Source organism: Vibrio proteolyticus NBRC 13287, assembly GCF_000467125.1.
In the GTDB taxonomy this organism is placed as follows: Bacteria; Pseudomonadota; Gammaproteobacteria; order Enterobacterales; family Vibrionaceae; genus Vibrio; species Vibrio proteolyticus.
The window spans coordinates 50,317-67,673 of sequence record NZ_BATJ01000002.1 but is presented as its reverse complement, the minus strand read 5'-3'; the positions used below and the strand labels follow the sequence as shown (position 1 = coordinate 67,673).

The 17,357-nt window shown below is 49.2% G+C and carries 14 protein-coding genes; 7 read left to right on the top strand and 7 right to left on the bottom strand.

Annotated features, from left to right (window positions below):
- Nucleotides 1-151 precede the first annotated feature (151 nt).
- Entirely contained in the window at nucleotides 152-1,084 is a 933-nt protein-coding gene (gene prmB, locus VPR01S_RS02900) for a 50S ribosomal protein L3 N(5)-glutamine methyltransferase (RefSeq protein WP_021703802.1), read from the bottom strand.
- Between the two features lie 62 nt (nucleotides 1,085-1,146).
- Between prmB and smrB the strand changes: the two genes are divergently transcribed.
- On the top strand, nucleotides 1,147-1,677 hold the full coding sequence (gene smrB / locus VPR01S_RS02895; protein ID WP_021703801.1) for an endonuclease SmrB: 531 nt from the start codon (nucleotides 1,147-1,149) through the stop codon (nucleotides 1,675-1,677).
- A 28-nt stretch (nucleotides 1,678-1,705) separates the two neighbouring features.
- Here the strand turns inward: smrB and VPR01S_RS02890 are convergent, their stop codons facing one another.
- Nucleotides 1,706-2,212 carry a DUF4442 domain-containing protein gene (locus VPR01S_RS02890; protein ID WP_021703800.1) on the bottom strand — a complete coding sequence of 169 codons (507 nt, stop codon included), beginning with the start codon at nucleotides 2,210-2,212 and terminating at the stop codon, nucleotides 1,706-1,708.
- 208 nt (nucleotides 2,213-2,420) lie between these two features.
- Between VPR01S_RS02890 and fcrX the strand changes: the two genes are divergently transcribed.
- Complete coding sequence (fcrX, locus tag VPR01S_RS02885) at nucleotides 2,421-2,870, top strand: ferric iron uptake transcriptional regulator FcrX (protein ID WP_021703799.1); 450 nt, start codon at nucleotides 2,421-2,423, stop codon at nucleotides 2,868-2,870.
- Between the two features lie 109 nt (nucleotides 2,871-2,979).
- Here fcrX and glnS read toward each other — a convergent pair whose 3' ends face one another.
- Nucleotides 2,980-4,650 carry a glutamine--tRNA ligase gene (gene glnS / locus VPR01S_RS02880; protein ID WP_021703798.1) on the bottom strand — a complete coding sequence of 557 codons (1,671 nt, stop codon included), beginning with the start codon at nucleotides 4,648-4,650 and terminating at the stop codon, nucleotides 2,980-2,982.
- Between the two features lie 234 nt (nucleotides 4,651-4,884).
- Entirely contained in the window at nucleotides 4,885-6,456 is a 1,572-nt protein-coding gene (gene nagE, locus VPR01S_RS02875; protein WP_021703797.1) for an N-acetylglucosamine-specific PTS transporter subunit IIBC, read from the bottom strand.
- Between the two features lie 479 nt (nucleotides 6,457-6,935).
- Here nagE and nagA point away from each other — a divergent pair, with 479 nt between their 5' ends.
- From nagA to asnB, 4 genes are all read left to right on the top strand, one after another.
- Nucleotides 6,936-8,072 carry an N-acetylglucosamine-6-phosphate deacetylase gene (gene nagA / locus VPR01S_RS02870; RefSeq protein ID WP_021703796.1) on the top strand — a complete coding sequence of 379 codons (1,137 nt, stop codon included), beginning with the start codon at nucleotides 6,936-6,938 and terminating at the stop codon, nucleotides 8,070-8,072.
- Between the two features lie 2 nt (nucleotides 8,073-8,074).
- Nucleotides 8,075-9,289 carry a DNA-binding transcriptional regulator NagC gene (nagC, locus tag VPR01S_RS02865; RefSeq protein WP_021703795.1) on the top strand — a complete coding sequence of 405 codons (1,215 nt, stop codon included), beginning with the start codon at nucleotides 8,075-8,077 and terminating at the stop codon, nucleotides 9,287-9,289.
- A 92-nt stretch (nucleotides 9,290-9,381) separates the two neighbouring features.
- Nucleotides 9,382-10,971: a cation:proton antiporter domain-containing protein gene (locus VPR01S_RS02860; RefSeq protein WP_021703794.1), complete on the top strand. Its 1,590-nt coding sequence runs from the start codon at nucleotides 9,382-9,384 to the stop codon at nucleotides 10,969-10,971.
- A gap of 225 nt (nucleotides 10,972-11,196) precedes the next feature.
- A complete protein-coding gene (gene asnB, locus VPR01S_RS02855) occupies nucleotides 11,197-12,873 on the top strand; it encodes an asparagine synthase B (protein WP_021703793.1) in 1,677 nt (558 codons plus the stop codon).
- 30 nt (nucleotides 12,874-12,903) lie between these two features.
- On the opposite strand, the gene rfaH is transcribed toward asnB, so the two are convergent.
- Nucleotides 12,904-13,398, bottom strand: coding sequence for a transcription/translation regulatory transformer protein RfaH (gene rfaH, locus VPR01S_RS02850; RefSeq protein WP_021703792.1), 495 nt, complete (start codon nucleotides 13,396-13,398; stop codon nucleotides 12,904-12,906).
- A 359-nt stretch (nucleotides 13,399-13,757) separates the two neighbouring features.
- On the opposite strand from rfaH, the gene dtpA reads away from it, so the two are divergent.
- Nucleotides 13,758-15,278 (top strand): dipeptide/tripeptide permease DtpA, encoded by a 1,521-nt coding sequence (gene dtpA, locus VPR01S_RS02845; protein ID WP_272924744.1) that lies wholly within the window; start codon nucleotides 13,758-13,760, stop codon nucleotides 15,276-15,278.
- Nucleotides 15,279-15,354: 76 nt separating this feature from the next.
- Here dtpA and hemH read toward each other — a convergent pair whose 3' ends face one another.
- Nucleotides 15,355-16,320 carry a ferrochelatase gene (gene hemH, locus VPR01S_RS02840; protein ID WP_040902223.1) on the bottom strand — a complete coding sequence of 322 codons (966 nt, stop codon included), beginning with the start codon at nucleotides 16,318-16,320 and terminating at the stop codon, nucleotides 15,355-15,357.
- Between the two features lie 128 nt (nucleotides 16,321-16,448).
- Nucleotides 16,449-17,093, bottom strand: a complete 645-nt coding sequence (gene adk, locus VPR01S_RS02835; RefSeq protein WP_021703789.1) for an adenylate kinase — start codon at nucleotides 17,091-17,093, stop codon at nucleotides 16,449-16,451.
- Nucleotides 17,094-17,357 lie beyond the last annotated feature (264 nt).

Genomic DNA, 17,357 nt, shown 5'->3' with positions numbered 1-17,357 from the left:
AACCACCAGGTTTACTGTCTGTTGTTCGTGATTTCATAGTGTCTTTATTACGTTTTGATGTAAACCCCTCTCCGGCAACTATTTCGAATTTATTGAACGAATAAAAAAACGCCGGAGTCATTACCCCGGCGTTTTCAGTTTCATTCGCGAATCAGTCTTTGTACAAAGAGAAGTCACTCGCACAATCGAGCAATTGTTGTCGGGTCAGCATGAAGACCCCATGACCGCCGTTTTCAAATTCAATCCAGGTGAACGGGATGTGAGCGTACTGCTCCATCATATGGATCATAGAATTGCCCACTTCACAGATCAGAATACCGTCATCGGTCAGGTAATCCGGTGCGTTAGCCAGGATACGGCGTACCAGTTTCAGACCGTCGGTGCCCGCTGCCAGACCCAGTTCCGGCTCATGGGTAAACTCATCCGGCAGGCTGTTCATGTCCTCTTCATCCACATATGGCGGATTAGAGACGATCAGATTGTAACGTTCTTTTGGCAAGTCCCTGAACAGGTCCGAACGAATCGGGAAGACCTGTTGTTCCATACCGTGGTCCTGAATGTTCTGCTCTGCCACCTGCAACGCATCCACTGAGATATCAATCGCATCCACTTCGGCTTCCGGGAAAGCGTGTGCACACGCGATCGCAATACACCCACTACCGGTACACAAGTCCATGATCCGCAGTGGCTCTTCAATTAACCAAGGCTGGAACTGATTCTGAATTAATTCACCAATCGGTGAACGCGGCACCAGTACTCGTTCATCGACGAAAAACTCCAGGCCACAGAACCAGGCTTTATTGGTCAGGTATGCGGTCGGCGTGCGTTCATTAATTCGCTTGACGACACGTTCCACCACACGCAGACGTTCGCTGCTGGTCAGACGAGAATTCAGGACATGTGGCGGTACATCAATAGGCAAATACAGGGTAGGCAGAATCAACTGCACTGCTTCATCCCAAGCATTATCCGTACCATGACCGTAAAACAGATTAGCGGCATTAAAGCGGCTGACTGTCCAACGAATCATATCTTGAAGGGTATGAAGCTCAGATACGGCTTCTTCTACAAAAATCTTATCCAAAATTGCCTCCGAAAAGCGCTACAATACTGCCAATTGCAATTGATCAATCGTTTTGAACCCAGATGAGCAAAAAAGACACCGATATCGACGACGATTTCGCCCTTTTTCGGGACGCAGTACAGGGCGTAAAAAAGTTGCGTCAGGATACCATAATCCAGCAGCCAAACAGAAACGCTAAGCAAAAACAAATTACCCGCTTTAGCCGTGAAGCCAGCGATACCGAATTCTACTTCTCAGACGAGTTTGTCCCTTTGCTCAGCGAAGACGGTCCGACCCGCTACGCCCGAGATGATGTTTCTCAGTATGAGGTTAAGCGGCTAAGACGTGGTGTGTACGTACCGGATGTGTTTCTCGATATGCATGGCATGACGCAGGCAGAAGCAAAACGTGAACTTGGTGCGATGATCGCGTATTGCGTAAAGAATGAAGTGCACTGTGCTTGTGTCCAGCACGGGATAGGCAAACATGTCCTGAAACAAAAAACCCCGTTGTGGCTTGCCCAGCATCCCGACGTCATGGCCTTTCATCAGGCACCACTGGAATTTGGTGGTGACGGTGCACTGCTGATCCTGTTGTCCATCCCTGAAAAATAGTCGGCAGTGCGGATGCACTGCCTGCGTGTTACTCGGTTAATGGTTGCTCGGTATCCACTTCGCGGTATTGCGGTTTCTTTCTCACATAAAGACGACGCTGCACTTCCGCGACTACCTGCCCCTGCCGATCTTTAACGTGGATAATAAACTCCGGAAAGCTTTTCTCGCCGCACGCCGTCTGCTGAAGAATCTCGTTCAGTTTCGCTTCTGTCACATTGAATTCTGCGTACAGATCAGACTGGCCCGGCTTGATGAAATTGATGCTGGCATCTTTGTCCCACACATAATACTGCTCTCCAAGAATACCCATCAACATCAATGAATAGACCGGATCGGTCAGTGAAAAAATACTGCCGCCATACTGGGTACGATTGGCATTTTTGTTCCACCAGCGTAACTTGAGTTTCATGCTGACTTGACGAAAATCGTCGCTGATGGACAAAATCCGGATCCCGGAACCCCAGAAAGGTGGCCAGACATTGAGGGCAAATTTGACCAGGCCCGGCTTATAAATTCTTGCCAGTGATTTGTTCATGCTCTTATCCCTGATACTGAACTGTGTTTCGTTAACATGTTACACAATTGTAACTGGTCAGATCAGCATTATCAGTGACATTACACGCCTTTACAAAATTTTCCTAGTAACCCTTTGAAGTTCGTGGTTTATTGTTTAGGGCTACTACCCTATAATGCTAATAATATTGAATTCTGTTAATTGCTGCAGATCATCAACAGGAAAGTATATGTCAGATAACAACCAAGCGTTAAAGGATGCTGGTCTAAAAGTTACCCTTCCGCGACTGAAAATTTTAGAAGTATTACAGCAGCCAGAATGTCAGCACATCAGTGCAGAAGAGCTTTACAAGAAGCTGATCGACTTAGGTGAAGAAATTGGCTTGGCTACCGTATACCGTGTCCTTAACCAGTTTGATGATGCAGGTATTGTTACCCGTCACCACTTTGAAGGCGGCAAATCCGTTTTTGAACTGTCGACTCAGCACCACCATGATCACCTGGTTTGTCTCGACTGTGGCGAAGTGATCGAATTCTCAGATGACCTGATTGAACAACGTCAGAAAGAAATTGCTGAGCAATACAACGTCATTCTGACCAATCACAGTCTGTACTTGTACGGTAAATGTGCCGACGGGGCTTGCAAAGACAACCCGGACGCCCACAAGCCAAAAAAGTAATCGAAATTTAAAAAGCCAGTCCTTAAAGACTGATTTTTTTGGCTCTGAAAAGATCAACCCAATATAAAAAAGCCGGCGATTGCCGGCTTTTTCTCTTCATCACTCGTGATTACTGGTTCTCAATTTTCGCCCATGTATCACGCAGTCCAACGGTACGGTTAAACACCAACGCAGCAGGTTTCGACTCTTTTGCATCGACACAGAAGTAGCCCATCCGTTCGAACTGATAGCCTTTTTCAGCTTCCGCGGACGCCAGACTTGGTTCAACGTACCCGTTCACCTTAATCAGTGAGTCGGGGTTGATCGTCTCAGCGAAGTTATCCGCGGACGCCGGGTTCGGCACAGTGAACAGGCGATCGTACAGGCGAATTTCTGCCGACAACGCTTTGTCTGCAGACACCCAGTGAATCACGCCTTTGACCTTGCGACCGTCCGCTGGGTTTTTGCCAAGCGTATCTGCATCATAAGTACAGAAGATCGTTGTGATGTTGCCTTCTGCGTCTTTCTCGACACGTTCGGCTTTGATCACATACGCGCCGCGCAAGCGCACTTCTTTCCCCAGTACCAGACGCTTGTATTTCTTATTCGCTTCTTCGCGGAAATCTTCACGTTCAATCCAGATTTCACGGCTGAACGGCACTTCCCGCTCTCCCATTTCGGGTTTGTTCGGGTGGTTGGCGACCGTCAGATTTTCCACTTTGCCTTCATCAAAGTTCTCAATCACAACTTTTACCGGATCCAGCACAGCCATTGCACGTGGCGCGTTCTCGTTCAGATCATCACGAATGCAGGACTCCAAAGAGCCCATTTCGATCATATTGTCCTGTTTGGTCACACCAATACGCTTACAGAATTCACGAATCGACTCTGGCGTGAAACCACGACGACGCAAGCCTGAAATGGTTGGCATACGAGGATCGTCCCAGCCATCAACCAATTTCTCGGTCACCAGCTGGTTGAGTTTACGCTTTGACATCACTGTGTACTCAAGATTCAGACGGCTGAACTCGTACTGACGCGGACGGCAATCAATCGTGATGTTTTCCAGTACCCAATCGTAGAGACGGCGGTTGTCCTGGAACTCCAGCGTACAGATAGAATGCGTAATGCCTTCCAGTGCATCCGAGATACAGTGAGTGAAGTCATACATCGGGTAGATGCACCACTTGTCACCGGTTTGGTGGTGATGAGCAAAACGGACACGGTACAGCACCGGATCACGCATGACCATAAACGACGATGACAGGTCGATCTTGGCACGCAGACACGCCGTACCTTCTTCAAAGCCACCGTCACGCATTTTTTCAAACAACGCCAGGTTTTCTTCTACGCTGCGGTCACGGTACGGGCTCGGTTTACCCGGCTGGGTCAGTGTGCCACGGTATTCACGAATCTGCTCAGGACTTAGCTCTTCAACATACGCTAAGCCTTTGTTAATTAATTCCACTGCATACTCGTAAAGCTTATCGAAGTAGTTTGATGAGTAACACACCTCACCTGACCATTCAAAGCCTAACCAATGTACATCATTCTTAATTGACTCAACGTATTCGACGTCTTCTTTTTCCGGGTTCGTGTCATCAAAACGCAGATTACACTGGCCCTGGTAGTCCTGAGCAATACCAAAGTTCAAGCAAATGGATTTTGCGTGACCTATGTGCAGGTAGCCGTTTGGCTCCGGCGGGAAACGAGTATGCACACTTGTGTGTGTACCATCCGCTAAATCTTTATCAATGATTTGGCGGATGAAGTTCGATGGACGAGCCTCAGCTTCACTCATCTATAGCACCTCAATAATTTTAGTATTGTCAGAAAAAACAGGCTCTGCGCGTGCGGTCACGCGGCAGAGAAAATTACCGTTAATGATCCACAATTCTGCCTGCCAGCACAACATAAACACGCAATTTCTTGAGAATATTTGCCTTTCCGGCACCAACACGGTGCAATCGTCGAAATTGTAAGCACAAAAAAGCCTCCCGGAGGAGGCTTTTAACACCAAAAACAGTCGGTTTGATTACGGCAGTTTAACGTCCGTCAGATCTTCATTAGCACCGATGGCTTTCATTTCACCGGCCACAATCTCAGCCAGTGGGCCAAGGATAACTTGCAGGTTATTTTCACCCAGCTTCACTACCCCTTTGGCACCCAACTTTTTCAGCACATCTTCATCAGCGACAGAGCGGTCTTTCAGTGTCAGACGCAGCCGAGTGATACACGCATCGATGGAAGTCAGGTTTTCGTGACCACCCAGTGCTTTCAGGTACTGGCGTGCCAGGTCACCTTTGGTATTGTCACCAGCAGGCGCTACCACTTCAGAGTCATCGTCTTCACGACCTGGTGATTTCAGGTTGAATGCGCGAATCGCGAAGCTGAATGTAAAGAAGTACAGTGCACCAAAGCCCAGACCGATAATCAGCAGAATCCAAGGCTTAGTTGCCAGCCCCCAGTTCAGTATGAAGTCGATCAGACCCGCAGAGAAACCAAAGCCGTGCAGAGTACCGAACATGTTTGCCACGACCAGAGACAGGCCGGTGAACACAGCATGAATCGCATACAGAGCTGGTGCCAGGAAGACAAACATGAATTCCAGAGGCTCAGTGATACCGGTCAGGAATGAACAGAATGCAACTGAGAACAACGCACCACCAACCTGGCTGCGTTTTTCAGCTGGCGCGGCCAGATACATAGCCAGTGCTGCACCTGGTAAACCAAACATCATTACCGGGAAGAAGCCATTCATGAACACGCCCGCGCTCTTGTCGCCGCCGAAGAAACGGTGCAAGTCGCCAGATTTCAGTGTTTCAGTCACTTCTTTCACCGTCGCTGTGATTTCAGGCGTCACAGAGTTAACAAACTCGAAAGTATGAGGCTGACCAACCACCAGCGTTTTCGCAATCGCCGGATCCACACACAGCTGTTGCAGCGCAGGCAGCGCCTGGCCAGCAGCTTGAGCGCCGGTAACTACGATTTCTTGACAGGTCCCCATACCAAACCAGAAGTATGAGTTCAGCACGTGGTGCAGACCCACAGGGATCAGCGCACGGTTTAATGTGCCGTACACAAACTGACCAATTGCGCCAGAGGTGGACACCGCGTGTGCCAAAGCATCCAGACCACCTTGAATCGTTGGCCAAATCACGCCAGATACCGCGCCCGCAACCAGTGCAAACAGGCCTGCCATGATAGGAACCAAACGCTTACCGGCAAAGAACGCCAGCCATTCCGGCAGACGCGTATTGTGGAACGCGTTGTACGAGTGACCGGCAATGATACCGGCGAAGATACCACCGAAGAACGACATATTGACGCTCGCGTCAATTGTCGATGCTGTCGCGGTCAAGACGAAGTAAGCAACCGCCCCCGCCAGGCCAGCCGCACCGGAACCGTCTTTCGACAGACCAATGGCGATACCTAAACCAAACAGCAGTGGCAGGTTGCTGAAAATTGCGTTACCGGCCTGAGCCATAAACGGGATATCAAGTAGGTCAGGTTGACCTAAGCGTAATAGTAGCGCCGCAACGGGAAGCGTTGCGATAGGCAGCATCAAAGCTTTACCTAGCTTTTGCGCATATCCAAGAATATTCACCTCAAGTTCCCCCTATAGGATTTCTAGTATTTTGCTGAGCCACTTATTTTAGTCGCTCAATTTAGTCATGGTCAGTTTATGACATTAATTTTGCTCCGCAAATTAAAACCTTATCATTTGTGATCATAATCACCAGAAATACACCGCTCTGAGGGATTTTGCTAGCGAGATCATAAAACTTATTTTACAATATAAAAAAACACAGATTTAGCGATAATATCCAAAGCAGAGACAACGCTAAGTGGTGGTTCAGAGTGTGGCTTTTAGAAGCAAACTGTTTTACACCAGCTTGTCACAAAGCCTTTAGGTTGTGGGATACTGCAGCCAGGCCTCCACGAATGACGTTGTGATTCGCGCTTAAACAAGATATTTCGCAAGCTAATTGAAGCTCACAAATAAAGTGCTCGTTGTGGTGTAAAATGAGCGTATGATGCTCGCAAAGAGAATAGAGAAATCATAGTTATAAGGATCGGTTGATTATGTACGCGCTGACTAACTGTAAAATCTACACGGGGAGTGATGTACTGGTAGACCATGCTGTGGTGATTAAAGGCGATTTAATCGACTCAGTATGTCCGGTATCAGAGCTGCCTGAAGGCATTGAAATTAAAGACCTGCAAGGCGCTAATGTAAGCCCTGGTTTCATCGACCTGCAACTGAACGGTTGTGGCGGTGTGATGTTGAACGACGAAATCACGGCTGACACCATGCACATCATGCATCAAGCGAACCTTAAATCCGGTTGTACCAGCTTCCTGCCGACATTGATAACGTCATCCGACGACAACATGCGTCAGGCCATTGCTGCCGCCCGCGAGTATCAGACTCGCTATCAAAATCACTCTCTCGGCTTGCATCTGGAAGGCCCTTATCTGAATGTGATGAAAAAAGGCATTCACAGCGTTAACTACATCCGCCCTTCTGACAGCAGCATGATCGATTACATTTGCGAAAATGCAGACGTGATTGCCAAGGTAACGCTGGCGCCAGAGCACAATGACCCAGAACATATTCGTCGCCTGAAAGACGCCGGCATTGTGGTATCCATCGGTCATACCAATGCCACCTACACCGAAGCACGCAAAGGCTTTGAAGCCGGCATTAGCTTTGCCACGCACCTATTCAATGCCATGACACCAATGGTTGGCCGAGAGCCTGGCGTGGTGGGTGCTATCTACGATACTCCTGAAGTGTACGCCGGCATCATTGCTGACGGTTTCCATGTGGATTACGCCAACATCCGTATCGCACATAAAATCAAAGGTGAAAAGCTGGTATTAGTGACAGATGCCACAGCTCCTGCAGGTGCTAACATCGATCACTTTATTTTTGTCGGTAAGAAAGTATATTACAAAGATGGTAAGTGTGTTGATGAAAACGGCACACTGGGCGGCTCAGCCCTGACGATGATTGAAGCAGTTCAGAATTCGGTTGAGCACGTCGGTATCGCTTTGGATGAAGCATTACGGATGGCTACTTTGTATCCGGCAACTGCAATCGGTGTAGACCATAAACTCGGCCGTATCCGACCGGGGATGGTGGCCAACCTGACTGTCTTTGACCGTGACTTCGCTGTCCAGGCGACAACTGTTAACGGACAATACGAGCATAAATAAGAATGAATGGCGGACAGATTGGTAACGTAGACTTAGTCAAACAACTCAACAGCGCAGCTGTATATAGACTCATCGACCAACAAGGTCCGATCTCCCGGATTCAGGTCGCTGACGTCAGTCAGCTTGCTCCGGCAAGTGTTACAAAAATCACCCGCCAACTTTTGGAACGCGGCCTGATCAAAGAGGTCGCGCAACAAGCGTCGACCGGCGGTCGACGGGCCATTTCCCTTACCACCGAAGTCGAGCCGTTTCATTCCGTCGCCGTGCGTCTTGGACGGGACTACATTCAATTCAGTCTATACGATCTCGGTGGCAAAGAATTGGCGTCGGCTCAAGTTGAATTTTACTACACCAACCAGAGCGAGCTGGTGGATGGCCTGACGACACACCTTAAGCAGTTTGTCGCCGACCATCAAAATCAGATCAATCAGTTGATTGCAGTGGGCGTTGCCCTGCCCGGCTTAGTCAACCCGGAAACCGGGGTGGTTGAATACATGCCCAATACGGACATCGACAGCCTGGCGCTGAGCGACATTATCCGCGAACTTTTTCACGTAGAATGTTTTGTCGGCAACGACATTCGTGGCATGGCGCTGGCAGAACACTATTTTGGCGCCAGCCGAGATTGCAGAGATTCTATTCTGGTCAGTGTCCATCGGGGCACAGGGGCTGGCATTATTGTCAATGGTCAGGTATTTCTGGGCTCCAACCACAACGTGGGTGAAATCGGCCATATTCAGATCGATCCGCTGGGTGAACAATGTCAATGTGGCAACTTTGGCTGTCTGGAAACCGTCGCCGCCAACCCAGCGATTGTTTCCCGTGTCAAAAAGCTGATCGCGCAAGGTTATGAGTCCAGTCTGGCTGACCTAGAAAGCATCACCATAAAGGATGTCTGTGAGCACGCCAATAGTGGCGATGAACTGGCCAAACAAAGCTTAGTTCGGGTCGGCAATCAACTCGGCAAAGCAATCGCCATCACCATCAACTTGTTCAACCCTCAAAAAGTGATCATCGCAGGCGACATCACCCGCTGCGAGGACATTCTGTTTCCCGCCATTCGCCGCAATGTCGAAAACCAATCGCTGACCACGTTCCATAACGGCCTGCCGATTGTCGCCTCAGAGATTGACAATCAACCGACCATTGGCGCTTTTGCCATGATCAAACGGGCAATGCTCAACGGTGTTTTGTTACAAAAATTACTGGAAGATTAAACATATACTCAACGAATTGCGTTACACTTACGGGCCGTGTCTTGTGACACCGCCCGTTTTTGATCTTTCATCTGAATAAGCTTTTCACCCGTATGGAACTACTGCTGATCTCCGCGGCGTTCGTCGCCGGTTTTGTTGCACTGAGACTGAATTTGCCCCCTCTGGTTGGGTTTCTGCTGGCTGGGTTTGCCCTCAATGCCTACGGTTTTGAAACCAACAGCACCATAGATACGCTCGCCGATCTCGGCGTGACACTGCTGCTGTTTACCATTGGCCTCAAGCTAGACGTCAAAACCCTGCTTTCCAAAGAAATCTGGGCTGGCGCTAGCATACACAACCTGCTGTCGACGTTAATTTTCAGCATGATTCTGCTGTGCCTTAAGTTGCTTGGCGTATCATCCATTGAAGCAATGGGCCTTCAGGAAGTGCTGCTGCTCAGCTTTGCCCTGTCTTTCTCTAGCACCGTGTTTGCCGTGAAAGCGCTGCAAGAAAAAGGTGAGATGAACTCCACATACGGTTCCATCGCCATTGGCATACTGGTCATGCAGGATATCTTTGCGGTGATCTTCCTGACCGCCTCAACGGGCAAGCTGCCAGAATGGTACGCGCTCGCCCTGTTTGCCCTTCCGCTGCTGCGACCGCTGTTCTTCGAATTGCTCGACTGGGTCGGACACGGTGAAATGCTGGTGTTGTTCGGTATCTTCTTTGCGTTGGTGGTCGGTGCCGGCCTGTTTGAACTGGTTGGTATGAAAGCCGATCTCGGCGCACTTATCATGGGTCTGATGCTGGCCGGACACAAAAAAGCGTCTGAACTGTCCAAGTCTTTATTTAACCTGAAAGAACTCTTTTTGGTGTGCTTCTTCCTCAGTATCGGCCTGGAAGAGCACCCGACCCTGTCTGGTCTCGCTCTGGCCGTAGTGTTCCTATTGATGCTGCCGCTTAAAGGGGCGCTGTACTTTTTTGTCCTTAACCGTTTTAAGTTTCGTGTACGCACGTCGCTGCTGGCCTCTCTGAGTCTGTTTAACTACAGCGAGTTTGGACTGATTGTCGGTGGTCTGGCATTCAAGATGGGTTGGATGAGCGGCGACATTCTGGTCGCTATCGCGCTGGCGGTTTCGATTTCGTTTGTCTTATCTGCGCCTATCAATCGCATGGGCCATGACATCTACCGTAAATCCGGCCGCTGGCTGAAAGAACATGCCGCCGAAGAACTGAATGTCCGCGATCAATTGATCAATCCTGGCAGTGCGCAAATTCTGATCCTTGGCATGGGCCGGATCGGAAGTGGGGCATACGATGCACTCAGAACTCGTTACGGCAAAGTGTGCCTTGGGGTTGAGATCCGTGACGATGCAGCCCAATTGCACCGTAAAGAGGGGCGGAATGTGATTGCCGGAGACGCCACCGATCCAGACTTCTGGGAGCGTATCTTGGATACGGGCCGGGTCAAGTTGGTTCTGCTGGCGATGCCGAATCATCAAGGAAATCAGATCGCGCTGGAACAACTGCGCAGCCGCGGTTACACCGGTCAGATAGCGGCGATTGCCGCTTATCAGGACCAAATGGATGAACTGCTCAATAACGGCGCCGACGCGGCTTTCAATATCTACAATGAAGCCGGTAGCGGTTTCGCTCGCCACGTTTGTGACCGACTGCATGTCACCTTTGACCACGTTCGATAAACTGTCTTAACAAGAAAGAGGTGCCAAAACGCCTCTTTTTAACCCCCATTCTGTTTAAAAAGCGTCCGCACTTAACTTTTGTTCACTCAAACAGAGTTAACATTAAATAAAATTCACCTCAATGGCTTTTATATAAACTTTTCAATCAACCCTGGTTGCTTTTTTTAATCAAACTGGCACATTTTAACTCATCAGGTTAAACAAGATTTAAAAAAGGATGTGGTTATGTGCTCTATCTTCGGTATTCTAGACATCAAAAGTGATGCAACGGCATTGCGCCCTGTCGCTCTGGAAATGTCTAAAAAACTTCGTCATCGTGGCCCTGACTGGTCAGGAATTTACTCGTCAGACAAAGCCATTCTGGCTCACGAACGCTTGGCGATCGTTGGACTCAATAGCGGTGCACAACCCCTTTACAGCCCAGACAAAAAACTGATCCTGGCGGTAAACGGCGAAATCTATAACCACAAAGAAATTCGTGCCCGTTACGAAGACAAGTATGAGTTTCAGACCGATTCGGATTGCGAAGTCATTCTGGCGCTCTATCAAGACATGGGGGCCGACCTGTTGGAAGAACTCAACGGCATTTTTGCTTTTGTGCTCTACGATGAAGAAAAAGACCAGTATCTGGTTGGGCGTGACCATATCGGCATCATTCCGCTGTATCAGGGACACGATGAACACGGCAACTATTACGTGGCATCAGAAATGAAAGCGCTGGTTCCGGTATGTAAAACCGTCAGCGAGTTCCCCCCAGGCAGCTACTACAGCTCAACCGACAGCGAACCGCAACGTTACTACGTCCGTGACTGGAACGAATACGCAGCGGTCTCCGGCAACAGCACCAGCAAAGAGGAACTGACGGAAGCGCTTGAAGCCGCCGTCAAACGCCAGCTCATGACGGACGTGCCATACGGGGTTCTGCTGTCTGGCGGCCTGGATTCTTCCATCACTTCAGCGATCGCCAAACGTTTCGCCGCGATGCGTATTGAAGACGATGAACAGTCAGAAGCCTGGTGGCCACAGCTGCACTCCTTTGCCGTTGGCTTGGAGGGCGCGCCGGATCTCAAAGCGGCGCGTGAAGTTGCCGATAAAATTGGAACCGTCCACCATGAAATGACCTACACCATTCAAGAAGGTCTGGACGCGATTCGTGATGTGATTTACCACATTGAAACTTATGACGTCACCACCATTCGCGCGTCCACACCTATGTTCCTGATGGGACGCAAGATTAAAGCGATGGGCATTAAAATGGTGTTGTCCGGTGAAGGGGCTGACGAGATCTTCGGTGGTTACCTGTACTTCCACAAAGCACCGAATGCCAAAGAGTTCCACGAAGAAACCGTACGCAAACTGTTGGCACTGAACATGTTTGACTGCGCACGCGCCAACAAATCTCTGGCCGCTTGGGGAGTCGAGGGGCGCGTGCCGTTCCTTGATAAAGAGTTTATCGACGTGGCGATGCGCCTGAACCCGCAAGATAAAATGTGTGGCAACGGCAAAATGGAGAAGCACATTTTGCGTGAGTGTTTCGAACATTATCTGCCTGATTCCATCGCCTGGCGTCAGAAGGAGCAGTTCTCTGACGGCGTAGGTTACAGCTGGATCGATACGCTCAAAGAAGTGGCCGAAGCGAAAGTGACTGAGCAACAGATGGAAACGGCTAAGTTCCGTTTCCCGTACAACACCCCAACAACCAAAGAGGGTTATGTTTACCGCGAGATCTTTGAAGAGTTGTTCCCGCTGCCATCGGCTGCGGAATGTGTCCCAGGCGGTCCTTCTGTCGCATGTTCTTCAGCCAAAGCCATCGAATGGGATGAGTCGTTCAAAAACTGTGTCGACCCGTCTGGCCGTGCGGTTCAAACCGTTCACAACGATGCCTACGCAGCCGCTGAATAAACCATTAAAAGGCACCGTCAGGTGCCTTTTTTACATATCTAAATCTTTGTTGTCGATACTCATCGGCACCGACTGATTGATCATTTTCACCAGCATAATCGAACGGGCTTCCCCATCGGCTTCCTGATAAATCGCATCAATGCCAGCAAACTGACCACTTTTCACCCGCAGTACCTGACCCTTTTCAGGTAACGCATCCTGGGGAACCTCTACTTCGCTTCCCTCCATCTGTTTCAGGGTATAAATCAAATCTCCCTGAAGTTCCTGAGGGTAGCGGCCCTGGCGAACGAAATCCACCACGCCACGGGTGGAACGGACCGCAGTAAAGCTTGGTCCCTGCTCAAAATCAAAACGAACAAACACGTAACAGGGAAACAAAGGTTCGCGTTTCTTGATCCGTTTTCCACGCGCCATTTTTTCGAGCGAAATTTCCGGGTAGTAACACTCTACTCCCTGATTTTCCAGGTTCAGTTTCGCTCTTGTCTGTTCGCCGCGCTTACAATAGAGGAGATACCAACGTTTCATATTTCTAGCCAATTGTATTTTTTGCCAATTCTAACATTTCATCTCCCCTTCAGAAAGATTGCATCCAGTTAAACAATGCCAAGCCACTGATATATCAGCAATAATTATTACCAAAAATGAAATCTTACTTTTCACCACAATTTCAACTCGAGAAGTGACACCAAAGAACAATTATTTCAACCAGTTACAAAGAATTAATATTCATTGCAAAATATCACCGTATTGCAGTCTGAATAACTAAAGGGTATACGTAACTGTCGAATAAAATCCTTTCATAATCATAATTAGTAAAACTTATTATTGTTGGTAACCTTTACTAACATTTCCTGCCTTTACTTGGCCATTCCGGCCAAAAGTACCTGGCAAGCAATACAGGAAAACCTACTATGTCCGACTTGAATATATTCAAGCAACCTAAGTCTTTTTATCTGATCTTTTCGATTGAGTTCTGGGAGCGTTTCGGCTTCTACGGCATGCAAGCCATTCTCACCGTCTACCTAGTGAAAATCATGGGGATGGACGAGTCAAACTCGTTTGTCCTGTTTGGTGCTTTCTCTGCACTGGTGTTTGGTTTCGTCGCAGCTGGTGGCTGGATTGGTGACAAGCTGATCGGTACGAAGCGAGCAATCACGCTTGGTGCCATCATTCTAATGTTCGGCTATCTGTTACTGGGTCTGTCAACCACTAAACAACACTTTGGCGGTGAAACACTGATCTACATCGCGATGGGCTTTATTACTGTCGGTAACGGCTTGTTCAAAGCCAACCCATCCAGCTTGCTGGCAAAAGTGTACCCGGAAAACGATCCACGCCTCGATGGCGCCTTCACCATGTATTACATGGCGATCAATCTGGGGTCGTTCTTCTCGATGATCCTGACGCCACTCGTTGCAGAGAGGATGGGCTATGGCATGGCGTTTGGTGTCAGTGCCATCGGCTTGGCCATCACAGTCGTCAACTTTGTGATGTGTCAGCGCATGCTAAAAGGTGTCGGCTCACCTGCGGATCTTGCGCCGGTTGATAAGAGCAAACTATTGATGGTAGCTATCGGCGCTGTGATAGCCAGCTTCGTGTGCAGCTACCTGCTGCAGAACCTGACACTGGCACACATCATCCTGGTCATTGCTGGCCTGACGATTCTGGCATTCTACTTCAAAGAAGCGTTTTCTATTACCGGCCTGGAACGTGCCAAAATGCTCGTGGCTTTCGTTCTGATGTTGCAGGGTGTGGTTTTCTTCGTTCTGTATTTCCAGATGCCAACCTCACTGAACTTCTTCGCCATTCACAACGTAACCCACGATATTCTGGGTATGAATGTCGCTCCGGAACAGTTCCAGGCGCTGAACCCATTCTGGATCATGATCGCCAGCCCGGTTCTGGCGATGCTGTATGGCAAGATGGGCGATCGTCTGGCAATGCCATTTAAGTTCGCCACTGGTATGGTACTGTGTGCGCTCTCCTTCCTGGTACTGGGTTGGGGTGTCAACTTCGCCAACGCGGATGGCATCATCAGTTCTAACTGGTTGATCGCCAGCTACGCATTCCAGTCGGTGGGCGAGCTGCTGGTATCTGGTCTGGGTCTGGCCATGGTCGCTCAGTTGGTGCCTCAGCGTATGATGGGCTTTGCCATGGGCATGTGGTTTCTGACCTCTGCAACCGCGGCCGTGATCGCCGGCTGGGTTGCCAGCCTGACTTCGGTACCTGCTGGTATCTCCGACGCGCATCAGACCTTGGAAATCTATGGGGATGTATTCTCGAAGATCGGTTACGTCACCGCAGCGGTTGCAGTCGTTACATTCCTGATTGCACCGAAATTGACGAAAATTTGTAACGGAAAAGTGGATACCGCCGCCGCTCAATCTGAGCAAGCGACCGCCTAATCGGACATTTAAGTCATCAAAAAACCCCGGCCAGTGCCGGGGTTTGTTATATTTGACGCACTGATGCCTGTGGCGCTCAACACAGATGAGGATCCAGCAGCGTTTCCATCATCTCAATGTGTGGTTCTGAGTCGTTCAAACACTCAATGTAGGTAAAACGCTCCCCGCCTGCGTGTTGAAATATCTCCAGACACTGCTCGGAAATTTCTTCCAATGTCTCCAGACAGTCGACCGAAAATGCCGGACTGATGATGTCGAGATTGCGCACACCTTTAGACGGCAACGCTTCCAGTGTTTTATCCGTATAAGGCTGGAGCCACTCTTCGCGGCCAAAACGTGACTGATAACTGGTACCAATCTTGTCAGCAGGCAAACCCAGCTCTTCACCCAGTAAACGAGTTGTCTCTTGGCAATGTTGTGGGTAGACATCGCCGTTGTCAGCAAAACGCTTAGGGATGCCATGATAAGAGCAGAGCAAAAACTCGCCTTGACCGTTTTGTTGCCAGGACGCGCGCACTTTAGCCGCCAGTGCTTTGATATACAGTGGATGGTTGTAATAATCGCGAAGCAATGTATAGCCCGGGATCACCGCCATTGTTTTAAACGCTTTCGTCAAGCCATCAGACACTGCGGCTGTCGTAGTACCGGAATATTGTGGATACAAAGGCAACACAAGGATGTGTTCTACCCCTTGCGCCATCAACTCTTCCACCCCAGTTTGCAGACTCGGATTCCCATACGTCATACCAATTTCAACTGGCCGGTTCAGTCGTGCTTGCAGTTTTTGAGCCTGACGCTTGGAAAAGACCAACAACGGAGAGCCTTCATCCATCCAGACACTCTGATACAGTTTGGCGACCTTCGGCGCCCGAACAGGTAAGATCACACCATGCAATAACGGACACCACAGCCAACGAGTCAGATCGACCACCCGATGATCATGGAGAAACTGGCTCAGAAAACGTTTCACTGCCGGAGCAGTCGGTTCATCAGGCGTCCCCAGATTGACCAGCAACACGCCCAGTTTTTTGTAATTCTTCATAGACACCAAAAGCTTATACGTGAAAGAACCTAAGATGTACGTACAGCACAAGGCAAGGGTTCATAAAAAAAGCGACCCATTACGGGTCGCTTTACTATACCAAATCTGAATTACCAGCCGATAGCCAATTATGCCAGTGCTTTCTCAATATCCGCACTCACTTCAGCCACCGCTTTGGTACCGTCGAATTTCAGGTACTGGGTGTTGCCCGCCGCCGCTTCTTTACCGTAGTACTCAATCAGAGGTGCGGTTTGCTCGTGGTATACCCCCAGACGCGCGCGTACGGTCTCTTCTTTATCGTCATCACGTACAACCAGATCTTCACCAGTGACGTCGTCTTTCCCTTCCACTTTCGGCGGGTTGTAAACAACATGGTAAGTACGACCAGAAGCCAGGTGCGCACGACGACCCGCCATACGTTCAACGATAACATTGTCCGCAACGTCGAATTCGATTACGTAGTCGATGTCAATGCCCATCTCTTTTAGGCCATCAGCTTGAGGAATGGTGCGAGGGAAGCCATCCAGCAGGAAGCCTTTCTCACAATCATCCTGAGCGATACGCTCTTTGATCAGACCCAGAATGATATCGTCTGAAACCAGCTGACCAGCATCAATTACAGCTTTCGCTTGTTTGCCAAGCTCAGTACCCGCTTTGATAGCAGCACGCAGCATGTCACCAGTAGAGATTTGTGGAATACCAAACTTCTCCATGATGAACTGAGCTTGTGTGCCTTTACCTGCACCTGGAGCACCTAGAAGAATGATGCGCATGTTTAATCCTCTTTAGAAATGATGTTTATACCGAAGCTCACAATCTCGCCCTACGCTACGGTAAGTTTCGGTATAAGGTAATAATAATCATAAACAGGCAAGCAAAATACACGCCTTAGTTATGACATTCAAGCCCCGGATTCTACCATAAAAATGACTCCCGAGGCCGGGTTTACGACTAAAGAATGCAAACTGAACGGTTTTTCACTGCAGAAAATGAAACAGTTAACCTTTTTCAGCCTTTGTACTGCCTGCATGAAACAA

Coding starts and splice junctions, on each gene's coding strand:
- nagA (WP_021703796.1), top strand. CDS start 6,936: ATGTACGCGCTGACTAACTGTAAAATCTACACGGGGAGTGATGTACTG.
- asnB (WP_021703793.1), top strand. CDS start 11,197: ATGTGCTCTATCTTCGGTATTCTAGACATCAAAAGTGATGCAACGGCA.
- hemH (WP_040902223.1), bottom strand. CDS start 16,320: ATGAAGAATTACAAAAAACTGGGCGTGTTGCTGGTCAATCTGGGGACG.
- VPR01S_RS02860 (WP_021703794.1), top strand. CDS start 9,382: ATGGAACTACTGCTGATCTCCGCGGCGTTCGTCGCCGGTTTTGTTGCA.
- rfaH (WP_021703792.1), bottom strand. CDS start 13,398: ATGAAACGTTGGTATCTCCTCTATTGTAAGCGCGGCGAACAGACAAGA.
- fcrX (WP_021703799.1), top strand. CDS start 2,421: ATGTCAGATAACAACCAAGCGTTAAAGGATGCTGGTCTAAAAGTTACC.
- glnS (WP_021703798.1), bottom strand. CDS start 4,650: ATGAGTGAAGCTGAGGCTCGTCCATCGAACTTCATCCGCCAAATCATT.
- adk (WP_021703789.1), bottom strand. CDS start 17,093: ATGCGCATCATTCTTCTAGGTGCTCCAGGTGCAGGTAAAGGCACACAA.
- smrB (WP_021703801.1), top strand. CDS start 1,147: ATGAGCAAAAAAGACACCGATATCGACGACGATTTCGCCCTTTTTCGG.
- nagC (WP_021703795.1), top strand. CDS start 8,075: ATGAATGGCGGACAGATTGGTAACGTAGACTTAGTCAAACAACTCAAC.
- VPR01S_RS02890 (WP_021703800.1), bottom strand. CDS start 2,212: ATGAACAAATCACTGGCAAGAATTTATAAGCCGGGCCTGGTCAAATTT.